This is a genomic window from Gemmobacter aquarius (assembly GCF_003060865.1).
GTDB classification, from domain to species: Bacteria; Pseudomonadota; Alphaproteobacteria; order Rhodobacterales; family Rhodobacteraceae; genus Paragemmobacter; species Paragemmobacter aquarius.
On sequence record NZ_CP028920.1, the window covers coordinates 1 to 13,320 of the forward strand.

Annotated in this window: 8 protein-coding genes and 6 pseudogenes; 2 read left to right on the plus strand and 12 right to left on the minus strand. The window is 69.0% G+C overall.

The window, feature by feature from the left end:
• Window positions 1–962 (plus strand): annotated as a pseudogene (locus HYN69_RS19215) (FecCD family ABC transporter permease); the annotation flags it as partial.
• Here HYN69_RS19215 and cobF read toward each other — a convergent pair.
• The 7 genes and pseudogenes from cobF to cbiE form a co-directional block, all read right to left on the minus strand.
• Window positions 959–1,715 (minus strand): annotated as a pseudogene (cobF, locus tag HYN69_RS19220) (precorrin-6A synthase (deacetylating)). The pseudogenes HYN69_RS19215 and cobF sit on opposite strands and share 4 nt — an antisense overlap.
• Window positions 1,716–1,739: 24 nt before the next feature.
• A complete protein-coding gene (locus HYN69_RS19225; RefSeq protein WP_329608647.1) occupies window positions 1,740–2,330 on the minus strand; it encodes an SAM-dependent methyltransferase in 591 nt (196 codons plus the stop codon).
• A 23-nt stretch (window positions 2,331–2,353) separates the two neighbouring features.
• A pseudogene (locus HYN69_RS21845) lies at window positions 2,354–2,584 on the minus strand (SAM-dependent methyltransferase); the annotation flags it as partial.
• Window positions 2,487–3,811, minus strand: a pseudogene (locus tag HYN69_RS19230) (cobyrinate a,c-diamide synthase); the annotation flags it as partial. The pseudogenes HYN69_RS21845 and HYN69_RS19230, both read right to left, overlap by 98 nt.
• Window positions 3,808–4,580 (minus strand): annotated as a pseudogene (cobM, locus tag HYN69_RS19235) (precorrin-4 C(11)-methyltransferase). The pseudogenes cobM and HYN69_RS19230, both read right to left, overlap by 4 nt.
• Window positions 4,540–4,938 (minus strand): cobalamin biosynthesis protein, encoded by a 399-nt coding sequence (locus tag HYN69_RS19240; protein WP_329608648.1) that lies wholly within the window; start codon window positions 4,936–4,938, stop codon window positions 4,540–4,542. Before HYN69_RS19240 ends, cobM begins: the two are co-directional and overlap by 41 nt.
• Window positions 4,935–6,112, minus strand: a pseudogene (gene cbiE, locus HYN69_RS19245) (precorrin-6y C5,15-methyltransferase (decarboxylating) subunit CbiE). The gene HYN69_RS19240 and the pseudogene cbiE overlap by 4 nt, the downstream one beginning before the upstream one ends.
• On the opposite strand from cbiE, the gene HYN69_RS19250 reads away from it, so the two are divergent.
• Window positions 6,111–6,863, plus strand: a complete 753-nt coding sequence (locus HYN69_RS19250; RefSeq protein ID WP_108437533.1) for a cobalt-precorrin-6A reductase — start codon at window positions 6,111–6,113, stop codon at window positions 6,861–6,863. The pseudogene cbiE and the gene HYN69_RS19250 overlap by 2 nt on opposite strands.
• Here HYN69_RS19250 and cobJ read toward each other — a convergent pair.
• The 5 genes from cobJ to cobN are packed head-to-tail and all read right to left on the minus strand — an operon-like array spanning window position 6,836 to window position 13,319.
• Window positions 6,836–7,573: a precorrin-3B C(17)-methyltransferase gene (gene cobJ / locus HYN69_RS19255; protein ID WP_108437662.1), complete on the minus strand. Its 738-nt coding sequence runs from the start codon at window positions 7,571–7,573 to the stop codon at window positions 6,836–6,838. The genes HYN69_RS19250 and cobJ overlap by 28 nt on opposite strands.
• Window positions 7,573–8,313, minus strand: coding sequence for a precorrin-2 C(20)-methyltransferase (locus HYN69_RS19260; protein ID WP_108437663.1), 741 nt, complete (start codon window positions 8,311–8,313; stop codon window positions 7,573–7,575). The genes cobJ and HYN69_RS19260 overlap by 1 nt, the downstream gene beginning before the upstream one ends.
• A gap of 13 nt (window positions 8,314–8,326) precedes the next feature.
• The gene (locus HYN69_RS19265; protein WP_108437534.1) at window positions 8,327–8,956 is read right to left on the minus strand and encodes a precorrin-8X methylmutase; all 630 of its coding nucleotides are present in this window, start codon (window positions 8,954–8,956) and stop codon (window positions 8,327–8,329) included.
• Window positions 8,956–10,086: a precorrin-3B synthase gene (cobG, locus tag HYN69_RS19270; RefSeq protein ID WP_108437535.1), complete on the minus strand. Its 1,131-nt coding sequence runs from the start codon at window positions 10,084–10,086 to the stop codon at window positions 8,956–8,958. The genes HYN69_RS19265 and cobG overlap by 1 nt, the downstream gene beginning before the upstream one ends.
• A complete protein-coding gene (gene cobN, locus HYN69_RS19275; protein WP_108437536.1) occupies window positions 10,083–13,319 on the minus strand; it encodes a cobaltochelatase subunit CobN in 3,237 nt (1,078 codons plus the stop codon). The genes cobG and cobN overlap by 4 nt, the downstream gene beginning before the upstream one ends.
• Window position 13,320 lies beyond the last annotated feature (1 nt).

Here is a 13,320-nt window from a genome sequence, read left to right on the forward strand (position 1 = left end):
GTTTCCGTCATGGTGGCGGTGTCGGTGGGGGCGGTGGCAATTCCATTGGCTACGGTCTGGGGCGTTGCGCTTGACCGCATTTTGCCGGGCATCGTGACCCCGGGCTGGAGCGCGGGCCGTGCCAACATCGTCTGGGAAATCCGATTTCCCCGCGTGGTGCTGGCTGGGCTCGTCGGGGCGGGGCTTGGGCTGGTGGGGGCGGCGTTGCAATCGGTCACGCGCAATCCGCTGGCCGACCCGCATCTGCTGGGTATCTCGTCGGGCGGAGCCTTTGGCGCGATTGCGGCGCTGTTGCCACCACCGGGCTGTTCCTTGGGCTGCTGACCGTGCCGCTGATGGCCTTTGGCGGTGCGCTGGTGGCGACTGTTCTGGTGCTTGGGGTTGCGCAATTGGCCGGGGCCAGCAGTGCCGACCGGCTGGTGCTGGCCGGGGTAGCCGTCAGCTTTGTCATCATGGCGGGGCCAATATCCTGATCTTTCTGGGCGATCCGCGGGCGACCATACGGTTGTGTTCTGGATGCTGGGCGGCTCGGGGCTGGCGCAATGGTCCCATCTGATCTGGCCGATGGCCGTGCTGCTGCCCTGTGGCTTTTGGCTTTGGGCACAAGCCGGGCGGCTGAATGCCATGAGCCTTGGCGACGAGACAGCAGCAAGCCTTGGCATCGAGGTTGGCCGCTTTCGCCTTGCCGTCTTTGTCGCCGCCGCCCTGATCACCGGCGTCATGGTGGCGTTTTCCGGGTTGATCGGATTTGTTGGCCTGATGATGCCGCATCTGGTGCGGCTGGTGGTGGGCGGTGACAACGCGCGAGTGCTGCCGCCTCGGCGCTGGCGGGGGCGGTGTTCCTGATCTGGGCCGACGCGTTGGCCCGGGTGGCTGTCGCCCCCGAAGACATGCCGATCGGCGTGGTCACCGGCCTTGTGGGCGGGGTGTTCTTCATCTGGATGATGGCGCGCAGGCCTTAGGTCTTGCGGATCAGGTAGATGTCCATGATCCAGCCATGCGCGGCGCGGGCTGTCGCGCGGGTGGCCAGAATGTCGTCTTGCACCTGCGCCAGCGGTCCTGCCCGCAGAATCTGCTCGGCCATGCCGACATAGGCCCCCACCAGATGGTCAGCTCGCCGGATCCAGCACCCGGAACGCGCCGCCCGCATCCAGCATGACGACGATGGTGGTTGCCCCGTCGGGCCAGCCGTCCATCCGCAGCGCCCGGCCCGTGGTGATGGTGACGGGTGCGGCCAGATCGTTCAGCGGGATGGCATGGGCCGCGCACAACATCTGGATCGCGGTGATGCCGGGGATCACCTCCAGCGTCAGCGGCAGCCGCAGGCCGACCCGCCCGGCGATGCGCAGCGTGCTGTCATACAGCGACGGATCGCCCCAGACCAGCAGTGCCACGCGCGGCCCGCCGCCCAATTCCAGATGCGCGCGGATCGCTGCCTCCCAACGGGCGGCGATGGCATCGTGCCAGTCATTGACGCGTGTGACATAGTCAGGCGTTGCCGGATCACGCACCGGCAGGTCAAAGGTCTCGATCCGGGTGGCGGGGTTGGTCACGCAGGCGCGGCAGATCTGCAGGCGCAGACCAGCCAGATCGGCCTTGTCCTCGCCCTTGAGCGGCACAAGGATCAGGTCGGCGGCATTCATCGCAGCCATCCCTTGCCGGGTGACGTGATCGGGGTTGCCAGTGCCGATCCCGATCAGCGACAGATGGATCATGGCCGAAGCCGGAATGCGCTGCACTCAGCCCTCCGCCGGGTCGGCCAGGGGGCCGTAGAGGATCAGCGCAGGCTTGTCGCTGCGACCGCCCGCCAGGCTGGTGGCAAGGGCGGCAATCGTGCTACGGTGCAGGCTCTGGTCGGGATGACCCACCGCCTCGGCCAGCAAGGCAGGGGTGTCGGGCGGCAGGCCATGGGCAACAAGCGCCTCGGCCAGCCGGGGAAAGGTGCGCTTGCCCATGAAGACGACCGTGGTGGCCAGGGGGTCGGCAAGGGCGGCCCAGTTCAGATCGTCGGGCAGGTTGCCGGTGGTATCGGCCCCGGTGATGAACTGCACCCGCCGCGCAGTCAGGCGCCGCGTCAGGGGATCCCGCCGCCGCCGCCGCCGCACAGGCTGTGGTGACGCCGGGATGATCTCATAGCAGATGCCCGCCTCTTGCAGCGCGAGGATTTCTTCCTCCAGCCGTCCGAAAATGCCGCCATCCCCTGATTTCAGCCGCACCACGCGCGCGCCGGTTTGCGCATGATCGACCAGCAGGCGGCTGACGTGGTCTTGCTTGGGTGATGGCCGGCCCGCCCGCTTGCCCACCGCCACCAGATCGGCCCCCGCCGGCACAGGGCCAAGATCGGCCCCGACGAAAGATCGTCAAACAGCACCACATCCGCCTCGGCGAGGCAGCGCGCGGCCCGGATCGTCAGCAGATCCGGATCGCCCGGCCCCGAAGATACGAAATACACATGGCCGGTCATGCTGCGGTCTCCGGGCTGGCGGGGCGATAAGGTGAAAGAAGGTGCCGCTGACAGTGGCGCCCTCGGTGGCCCGAAACGACCCGGTTTCGGCAACCGCTGCCCCCGTTGCATCAACCACATCGGCCAAGGCGGCGTCGGGCTGCGACAGGATCGTGGCATAGTGGAACTCGTGCCCGCGCAGGGCCATACCGACGGCAAAGCCCGGCAAGGCCAGCCTCGGCCTGGCCAGGCGATAGCCCAGATGCATCCGCCGCTTGGCAAAGCTGGTCTCCAGCCCCAATAGGCCCGCCATCTGGTGCCGCGTGCCATCAGCGGCCACCAGCCCTGCCCCCAGCGCCATATAGCCGCCACACTCGCCATGCACCGGGCGGGTGCGGGCAAACTCTGTCAGGCCCGCGCGGAACCCAGCCGCCGCCGCCAGCCGGCCCGCGTGCAATTCCGGATACCCCCCCGGCAGCCAGCAGACCGTTGCGGTCGGGTCGGGCCTTCGTCTTGCAAAGGCGAAAACGGCAGGATCGTCGCCCCACCCGCCCGCCAATCGGCCAGAAGATGCGGATAGACAAAGGAAAACGCCGCATCCCGCGCAAGGGCGACCCGGTCTCCGGGCGGGGGCACGCAGGGGGCCGACGCCGCGCGCAACTGCCCCCCGGCCTGCGCGCGAATGGCACTTAGGTCGCAATGCGCCGCGACAAAGGCCCCCATCTCGGCCAGGATCCCGGTCAGGCGCGGCAATTCCTCGGCCTGCACCAGACCCAGATGCCGCTCGGGCAGCGCCACACCGGCCTTGCGCGGCAGCGCGCCCAGCACCGGGATACCCGCGCTGGCAAAGCCTGCCCGCACCAGCGCCTCATGCCGGGGCGAGGCGATCCGGTTCAGGATCACCCCCGCAACCGGCACATCAGCGCGATACCGCGCCAGACCCAGCGCCACCGCTGCCGCCGTCTGCGCCTGACCCGAGCAGTCGATCACCGCGATCACCGGCCAGCCCAGCACGGCGGCAATGTCGGCGCTGGCCCCGGTGCCGGTCTCTCCGGGCCGGGCCACGCCGTCAAACAGTCCCATCGCCCCTTCGGCAATCACCAGATCGGCACCCATGGCTACCTGCGCCAGCGCCCCGATCCGGTCGGGCGTCATCGCCCAGCTGTCAAGGTTGACCGACGCCCGCCCCGCCGCCGCGCTGTGAAACGCGGGGTCGATGTAATCCGGCCCGCATTTGAACGGCTGCACCGCCACCCCTTGGGCGCGCAAGGCCGCGATCAGCCCCAGCGTCACGGTTGTCTTGCCGCTGCCCGACGCGGCGGCCGAAATCAGAAGACCCGCCGGGCGCTGAACACGGGGCGGTGTCATTCGGGAAACCTCGGGTCGGTGCCTACGGGGCGATAGCGGCGGTCGTAGTCGCCTGCGTATAGCCGGCTTTCGTCAAACCCCTCCGCCCAAGGGCGCGCCCGACCACGATCAACGCGGTCCGCTCTCCGACCCCTATCATGGGATCAAGGCTGGCAAGCGTCGCCCGCACCACCTGCTGATCCGGCCAGGACGCACGAAACACCACCGCAACCGGGCAATCCGCGCCATAGAACGGCAGCAGCCGCGCCACGACTTCGGCCAGCATATGCACCGACAGGTGGATGGCCAGCGTCGCCCCGGTGCGGGCGAAATTCTCAAGGCTTTCGGCCTCGGGCATTGCCGAGGCGCGGCCTGCCGTGCGCGTCAGCACCACCGATTGCGCCAATCCGGGCAGGGTCAGCTCGGCCTGCAACACCGCGGCGGCCGCGGCAAAGGACGGCACGCCCGGCGTCACGTCAAACGGGATGCCAAGGGCGCGCAGGCGGCGCAATTGCTCGCCCATCGCCGACCAGATCGACAGATCGCCGGAATGCAGCCGCGCCACATCCAGACCCGCGGCATGGGCTGCGCTTATCTCGGCCATGATGTCGTCCAGCGACAGCGGCGCGGTGTTCACGATCCGCGCACCGGGCGGGCAATGCGACATCAACGCCTCGGGCACCAGCGATCCAGCGTAGAGGCACACTGGGCTGCCAGCGATCAGGTCGCGACCGCGCAGGGTGATCAGGTCAGCCGCACCGGGCCCTGCCCCGATAAAATGGACGGTCATGTGATGTGTCCTCTGGTTTCGGCGATGGCGCAGGTCGCCATGCCGCCGCGCGCCGTGATCCGCGCACGCTCAGCCGCGCGTTCGGCCCTGCCGCCACAAGGGCGGCGGCTTCGGCCACCGACCCGGTGCCGTGCATCGCAAGGATGCGCGGCGATTGCGTAGGGGTTTGCACGCCTGCCACCGCCACGGCCAGTAGCGGCAGGCCGCGCGCATCGGCCAGGGCCTGCACGCCCGCGACCTTTTCTGCCAGCGTAGCCAGTGCATCGACGCGGCCCCCGGCAGCCTCGGCCAGCGCCAGCACCTCGTGCAGCGCCTCGGGTGGCGCGCCGTCGCGGTATCCGATTCCGGCCACCCTCATCTGATCCCCCGCCATTGCACCACGGGCCGCGCGGCCTGCCAGTCGCGGAACCGGCCAAGCGTGCCCGCCTCGGCCAGATCGATCCGCAACAGGGTGCCGCCATGGCGGGCGTGCAGATCGGCCAGCCGGGCTTCGGCCTCGAGTGTCACGCCATTGGCCACGATCCGGGTGCCCGGCGGCAGCACCGCCATAGCGCGTCGTATAGCGCCGCATCGCCGCCGCCGCCGACAAAGACCGCATCGGGCGGCGGCAAGCCCCCCAGCATCGGCAGCGCCGCGCCGTGCCGCAAATCCATCCGATGCGCCACGCCAAAGCGGTCGGCGTTGGCGGTGATGGTGGCGGCGCGGTCCGCCCGCGCCTCAAGGCAGACCGCCCGCCCGCCCGCAAGGCACCATTCCACCGACACAGACCCCGACCCGGCCCCGATATCCCACAACAGCTCGGCCGGGCGGGGGCCAAGCGCCGACAGCGTGATTGCCCGCACCGGGGCCTTGGTGATCTGGCCGTCATGCTGGAACAGATCGTCAGGAAGGCCGCTTGCACGCGGCAGGCCCGCGCCGGGCGGCAGATCGGCGCCGTCGATCGCCACCGCCACGGGGGCCGCGATGTCTGGCCAGCCGCAGCCGCTGCGGAGGCGCTCAACCGGCCCACCCAGCGCCTCGGCCACCGTGACCCGCGCCGCGCCAAAGCCATGGGCGGTCAGCCAGCCCGACAGCTCGGCCACCGCCGCCCCGTCGCGCAGGGTGCAGATCACCCGCACGCCCCGGGCCAGCACTGGCCACAAACGGGCATACGGGGCGGCATGCAGACCCAGACAGATCACGTCCTCCAGCCGCCAGCCCAGCCGCGCTGCCAGCAGCGAAAACGTGCCCGCCACCGGATGCGCCACCCATTCGCCGGGCGAAAGATGCGCCACGACCGACCCGCCTGCTCCGAACCAGAACGGATCGCCCGACACCAGCATCGCCACCCTTTGCCCGCGGCGAGCCAAGAGCGGGTCAAGGTCGAACGGCACCGGCCACGCTTGCCCCCGCGCCCCCACACCCGCCAGCGCCAGATGCCTGGGCGCGCCGAACACCACCGCTGCCTGCGCCAGCGCGGCACGGCTTGCCTCGGACAGGCCCGCCGGTCCATCCTCGCCCAGACCGATGATCGCAAGCCAAGGTTCAAACATGACGCGCATCCTGCTGCTGGGCGGCACGACCGAAGCCAGCCTGATGGCGCAGGCGCTGGCGCGGGCCGGGCTGGACGCGGTGTTTTCCTATGCCGGGCGCACGGACAGCCCCGCGCCGCAGCCCTTGGCCACACGCGTCGGCGGGTTTGGCGGGGTGCCGGGGCTGGTGGCCTGGCTGCGCGACCACCGCATCAGCCATGTGATCGACGCCACCCACCCCTTTGCGGCGCAGATGAGCCGGAATGCGATCACGGCCTGCGCACAGACGGGCATCGCCCTTGTGGGGCTGGAGCGTGCCGCCTGGCAGCCCGGGCCGGGCGATGACTGGCGCACCGTGCTTGATGTGGATGCAGCCGTGACCACCCTGCCCGACGCGCCCGCCCGGGTGTTTCTGGCCATCGGCAAGCAGACCCTTGCCCCCTTTGCCGCCAAACCGCAGCACCATTACCTGCTGCGGCTGGTCGATCCGCCGACCGGGCCCCTGCCCTTGCCACGGGCCAGCGTGGTGATCGCGCGCGGCCCGTTCGACATGGCCAGCGATGCCGCCCTGCTGCGCGATCACGCCATCACCCATATCGTGGCAAAGAACGCCGGTGGCACGGGGGCCGAGGCAAAGCTGACGGCCGCGCGGGCGCGTGGCCTGCCGGTCATCCTGATCGACCGGCCCGTCTTGCCGGCGCGCAAGGTGGTGGCCACGGTCAGCGATGTGATGGCCTGGCTGGGTCATGCAGACACCGAGCGGGGTGTATAGACCCAGCGCCCGACGCGACGGGTCGCCTGATTGCCGACGATCACCACCGTGCGCATATCGGCCATCTCGGCCTCGGCTTCGGCGAGCGTGACACAGGTCAGTGTTTCGTCCGGCGTGCTGACCGCACGGGCAAACAGGACGAGCCGACCGGGTTCGCATTCCTCGCGCAGGATGCGCAAGACTTCAACGAACTGGTGCGGGCGCGAGGCGGATCGTGGGTTGTAAAAGGCCATCGCAAAGCCGCCTTGTGCTGCGTGGCGCAGGCGGCGTTCCACCTCGGCAAAGGGTTTGAGATTGTCGCTCAGGTTGATGGCGCAAAAATCATGCCCGAGGGGCGCGCCCGCCCGCGCCGCCGCCGCGAGCATCGCCGTGATGCCGGGCAGGATGCGGATGTCGGTATCCTGCCTGTCGCGACGCACCTCCAGCGCCTCGAACAGGGCCGAGGCCATCGCGAACACCCCCGGATCGCCCGATGACACGATCACCACACGCGCGCCCGCCGCCGCCAGATCCAGCGCGTGCTGGGCGCGGTCAAGCTCTACCCGGTTGTCAGAGGCATGCAGCGTCAGCCCCGCACGCGGCGCGATGCGCGCAACATAAGGAATATAGCCCACCACATCGGTTGCCTGATCCAGCGCCGCTGTCACCTCGGGCGTGACGAGGCCCTCGGCACCCGGGCCAAGGCCGGCAACGGCGACCCAGCCGCCAATCATTCATCACCCCCTGCGACCGGGCGGCGGCCGTGGCCATGCACCAGCACGATCGCGAAATACGGGCAATCGGCGGCATCCACATCGGCCAGCCGTGCCATCCGCTGGCCCGGCATCGTGCCGCGTTCGATCAGCCAGGCGTCCTGCAACCGGCCCGCCGCCTGAAGGGCGCGCCGCACCCGGGGAAGGTTGCGCCCGGTCTTCATAATCGCCAGCGCATCAGACGTCTGCATGTAACGCAGAAGATCTTCTTCGGGCAGCGTGCCCATGAGCACTGTCAGGACATCGTCGCCCCAAGTAATAGGCACGCCCGTCGCGTTCCAACAACCCACCATGCCGGGAATGCCGGGGATCACCTCGACTGGCACAACATCGCGCAGGCGGATATAAAGATGCATGAAGGACCCGTAAAAGAACGGATCGCCTTCGCACAGGACCACCACCTCGTGGCCGGCCATGGCCAAACCGCGGAGCCGGTCGGCCCAATCGTCATAGAAGGCCGACAGCAGGCGGTTGTAGTCGGGGCTGTCAAACGGGATTTCGGTAGTGACCGGGTATTCCATCGGATATTCGCTGGCACCCTGCGCCAGCATGCCGTCCACGATCCGCCGCGCCTGACCCTGTCGCCCGGCCTTGCGGAAATAGGCCACGTGCTGCGCGGACCGGATCACCCGGTCAGAGCGGACCGAGATGAGGTCCGGGTCGCCGGGGCCAAGCCCGGCACAGATGATGCGGCCCATGGTCATTTCCCGGTCATTCCTTGCGACTTGCCAAGGCATTGACAGCGGCAACCGTAATCGCCGATCCGCCCAGTCGCCCATCCACGACCACTGCAGGTACCGGAGCGGCATCCATAAGGGCGGCCTTGGATTCCGCGGCACCAATAAAGCCCACCGGGCACCCGATGATCGCTGTCGGCCTTGGGCAATCGGGGTCTTCCAGCATGTTCAGCAGGTGAAACAACGCGGTCGGCGCGTTGCCGATGGCAACCAAGGCGCCCCCGAGGTGCGGCCGCCACAACTCGACCGCCGCCGCCGAGCGGGTGTTGCCCATGCGGGCGGCAAGCGCGGGCACCGCTGGGTCTTGCAGCGTGCAGATCACCGCATTGCCTGCAGGCAGGCGGGCGCGGGTGATTCCCTCGCTGACCATACGGACATCGCACAGGATCGGTGCGCCCGCTTCAAGTGCGGTGCGGGCAGCGATCGCCATGCCGGGCGAGAATCGCACATGCCGCTCCAGCCCGACCATGCCCGCCGCATGGATCATGCGGACCACGACCACCTCCTCCTCGGGAGTGAAGGCGGCAAGATCGGCCTCGGCCCGGATGGTGGCAAAGGATTGCACATAGATTTTCGCGCCGTCCTTTTCATAGACATGCGGCATCAGAACAGTCCCCCCAGGTCAATGGCATCCGCATCAAGGCCCCGTTTCATGGCGCGGTCGGTCGGGCTGCCGTTCAGGATCAGATCAAACCCCACGGCGGTCGCAACCAGGGTAACATCCGCGCGGCCAGGATGGGCGCACCCTTTGCCACAGCCCGACACATGCAGCAGGCGGCCAGTTGGCACCTGAGGGGCCAGGCGCCGCGCCAGATCACGCACCGCAGCCCGCCCTTGCAGGCAGGCGGGGGCGCCAGAGCAGGCCTCGACCCGCCGGATCGGATCGTCGGGGTCGGTGATCAGACCGGGCAGCGCCGGCATGACAGACACCCCCTCGATCAGCAGCATCCGCCAGGGCGTCATCCGCAGAGGGCCAAGATCGGCCAGTCCCGCAAGGGCTTCGGCCTGCATCTGGCCAAAGGCCACACCCACCAGCGCACCCTGCGCCACCAACCCCGGCTGCGGCAGTACAGCCTTTGGGGCGGGGGCAACCGTGCCGGTCAGCGCGTCCGTGGGCCGCACGCCGCGCCCGATCAGATCCGCCATCCGGCCCCGGCCATCGCTGACCCCGCCTGCCGCCACGAACCATCGCGCCAAATCGACAGCGGCCGCCGCACCGTCGTCCACCGGCGCCCCCAGCGCAGCACCGTCGCAGCGAATAAGCAATCGCCCATCCGCCGCACGTTCCAGCCGGATGTCGCCCGAGATGTCGCCCATCATCGGCACCGGGCCGCTATCGACGACAAAACCGAACTTTCCCGGCAAGGGGGGCATCTGACCCAAAGCTCCGGCCAAGGCGGACGCCAACCGCAGGGTTTCCACATCGGCAAAGGGCGTGACCAGAATGTTGCGCCGCTGTTCGGCCTCGGGCGAGGCGTCGATCAGGTCCATCCCACGCAAGCCGACGATCAATGCGGAATGCGACGCCGCAGTCACGCCGCGCACCTGCACATTGCCGCGCGCCGACAGGTCGATCAGCCCATTGCCATACGCGCGCGCCGCAGCCGCCAGCCCGCGTGCCTGATCCTGGGACAGCCGGCCCAAGGGAGGGCGCACCCGCACCACCAGCCCGTCGCCGGACTCCATGGGGCGCAACGCACCCGGGCACCAGCCCTGGACCTGAAACTCGTTCATGCCTGCACCTGAAGCATGGCCGCGATGGAATTGCGCCGCGTCACCCAGAGCCCGGCTTCGGCCAGGCGGCGAAACAGATCGCGCAGGGCTTCAAGGGCTTGCGGATTGTGCTGCGCCATAAAGGCCACCAGATCGTTGCGGCCCAGCGTCGCCTCGTGATACAGGTCGAACAGATGCGGCGGCACCACGCCCGCCAGATGGGCAAAGGCCGCCAAGTGATCGGCGGTCGCGGCAATCTCGGCGGCACCGCGATAGCCGTGGCGCATCATCCCGTGGGCCCAAGCCGGATCCGCCGCGCGGGCGCGCACCACGCGAGCGATTTCTTCGGACAAGCTGCGGGCACGGGGGCGGTCGGGTTGCGTGGCATCAAGATGATAAAGGGCGGGTTGCGCCGCCCCCAGTCGGGCAAGCGCGGCAGCAAACCCCGCCTCATGCGCCGCGTAATCGGCCGCCAGCAACAGATCGCTTTCGGGCAGATCCTGAGCATGCACAAAGCTGTCTGCGCTGCGCAAGCGGGCCTCCAGCCCGGCACGGTCACTGTGCGATTGCCCGTCCGCGCCGATCGCCCAACTGGAGGCCGCGATCCACGCCTCGCCCGCTGCGGCACGCGCTTCGTCGGTGAATGCGTCCATGGCAGTGCCCATGCCCAGCCCATACATGCCCGGTTTTGGGCCATAGACCCGTGCGGCGGCATCGCGGTAGGGGTTGTCCTCGGGGGCCTCGTCGCGGTCGGCCAGCATTTTGGCCCCGGTTTCAAACAGCGTCGCCAGCCCGGGAAACACATCCCGGAACAGGCCCGACACCCGCAGCGTCACATCTATGCGCGGGCGGCGCAGCAAGGCCAGCGGCACGACCTCGACACCCGACACACGCGCCGACCCTGCGTCCCAGACCGGGGCCAGCCCGGCCAGATGCAGCGCCATGGCGAATTCCTCGCCGGCGGTGCGCATGGTGGCGCTGCCCCACAGATCGACCACCAGCCCGCGCGGCCAGTCGCCGTGATCCTGCAAATGCCGGCGCAACAGTTCCTCGGCCAGCTTGACGCCCTGCGTTTGCGCGGCCCGACTGGGCACGGCGCGCGGATCGACCGCGAACAGGTTGCGCCCGGTTGGCAACACATCAGACCGCCCCCGCGCGGGCGACCCTGATGGGCCCGGCGCGACCCGAAGCCCCGCCAGAGCCCGCATCAGCCCGTCGCGTTCTGCCGCACCGCAAGCGCCGCGCCCCAGCACGTGCAACCCGTCGCCATATTGGCTTTCCTTGATGTCGCAGACAAAGCGGTCGATGCGGGTGATCGCCTCGGCAGGGCTGGCGCCCTCTGGAATGCCCAGATCGGTCTCGACGCCAGATGCCTGCGCTTCGCTGCGGATCTCGGAGATCAGCCGGTTGCGGCGACCAGGGTCCAACCCGTCGGCGGTGGAATATTCGTCCAATAGCCGTTCCAGACGGTGCATCCCTTCGGGCACCACGGCGGCGCGCAAGGGCGGCGGCATGTGGCCAAGGGTCAGCGCGCCGATGCGCCGCTTGGCCTGTGCGGCCTCGCCCGGATCGTTAACGATAAACGGATAGATCACCGGCAGATCGCCCACCAGCGCCTCGGGCCAGCAGGCGGCGGAAAGCGCCACCGATTTGCCCGGCAGCCATTCCAGCGTGCCATGCGCACCCATGTGCAGGATAGCGTGCAACCCCTGCGCGCGCAGCCACAGATAGAACGCCACATAGCCATGCCGGGGCACGCGCGACAGATCATGGTATTCGCCGTCGCGCAGGGCGACCTCGCCGCGTTCGGGTTGCAGCGCCACCAGTACGTCCCCAGCCCTCGTCGCGGCAAAATGGAACGCGCCATCGCGGCAGGCAGGGTCATCCTCGGGCGCGCTCCACGCGCCGTACAGCGCGTCGCGCAAAGGATCAGGCAGACTGGTCAGCGCGGCCAGATAGTCCTTCAGCGGCCATGCCAGCGTGTCGTTTTGCAAGGCTGGGGCCAGCGCGCATGGCCGCGCGCCATAGCCCGCCGCGCCCAGATCGGCCAGCAGGCCTTCGGTCGAGGCCAGCGCATCCAACCCCACCGCATGCGCCATCTGATGCGGGCGACCGGGATAGGTGGACAGGATCACTGCCAGACGGCGCTGGTCAACCGGCGTTTGCGCCAGCCGCAGCCAGCCCATGACCCGCGCCACCACGGCAGCCACCCGGTCCCGGTCCGCCCGATGGGCAAAGCGCGAAAATTGCAGGTCGGGATCGCGTTTGGCCGCAGTCTTGAAGGACACAAGGCCCGCGAACAGCCGCCCGTCCACCTCGGGCAGCACGACATGCATCGCAAGGTCTGCCGGTGACAGGCCACGATCCGACCCGGCCCAGTCGCGGCGGCGCGCGGTGGACAGCGCTACCTGAAACACCGGGCACCCCGCCACGTCAAACGGTGTGGACCCATCATCGCCGCGCGCCGAAAAGGCGGTTGCGTTGATGATCGCAGGCGGACATGCCTGCGCCAGCACGGGGCGCAGCCAATCGGCAAAACCCGGCGCCTTGAGCGACGGCGCAAAGACGCCCACCGCAGACACGCCCTGCGCACGCAGGCCAAGGATCAGCGCGTCGATGGGGCCGGTATCGGCCGCCGTAAGATAACTGCGATAGAAACTCACCAGCACGACCCGCCCCGGCGGCAGGTCCGCGATCACGCCCTGATCGGGGTCATAGATCCCCATGTCGGGCATCCGTTTATCGCCCGGCACCGGCCCGGCATACAGCCCCGCTGCCAGCGCCAGTTGCGCCAGCGCCGCCTGCGCTGCCACCGCGCCGCCCGCGTCACACAAATCCTGCAACCGCCGCAAGGTGGAGACCGGCAGGGTCGAGGCTGTATCCAGCGCCGGGTCCACCCGCCCGTCCGCAGGCAGCACCGCCAGCGCGATCCCCCGCCTGCGTGCCATGTCCTGCACCGACGCAATGCCGTAAGGCCAATAGGCTTCGCCGCCGATCAGGCGGATCAAGATTGCCTTTGCCCTCGACAGCGTCCGCTCGACATAGGTATCGACCGAGACGGGATGTTTCAGCGCAACAATATTTTGAAGCCGCAGGGACGGAAGACCGCCGCCAGCCCGCTGCCAGCCGGCCGCAAACGCGCCAAGGTCGCTGTCGGAAAACGACAGGACCACCAGATCGGCAGGGTCCTGCCCCGGATCAAACGGCGCCTCGGCCGTGTCCAACCCCCGACTGTCGCGAAAGACGACGTGCATC

What these genes read in the sequence shown, in the direction of transcription:
- HYN69_RS19240 (WP_329608648.1), bottom strand. Translation starts at nt 4,938, where the DNA reads ATGAGGGTGGCCGGAATCGGATACCGCGACGGCGCGCCACCCGAGGCG.
- HYN69_RS19250 (WP_108437533.1), top strand. Translation starts at nt 6,111, where the DNA reads ATGACGCGCATCCTGCTGCTGGGCGGCACGACCGAAGCCAGCCTGATG.
- HYN69_RS19260 (WP_108437663.1), bottom strand. Translation starts at nt 8,313, where the DNA reads ATGGGCCGCATCATCTGTGCCGGGCTTGGCCCCGGCGACCCGGACCTC.
- HYN69_RS19265 (WP_108437534.1), bottom strand. Translation starts at nt 8,956, where the DNA reads ATGCCGCATGTCTATGAAAAGGACGGCGCGAAAATCTATGTGCAATCC.
- cobG (WP_108437535.1), bottom strand. Translation starts at nt 10,086, where the DNA reads ATGAACGAGTTTCAGGTCCAGGGCTGGTGCCCGGGTGCGTTGCGCCCC.
- cobN (WP_108437536.1), bottom strand. Translation starts at nt 13,319, where the DNA reads ATGCACGTCGTCTTTCGCGACAGTCGGGGGTTGGACACGGCCGAGGCG.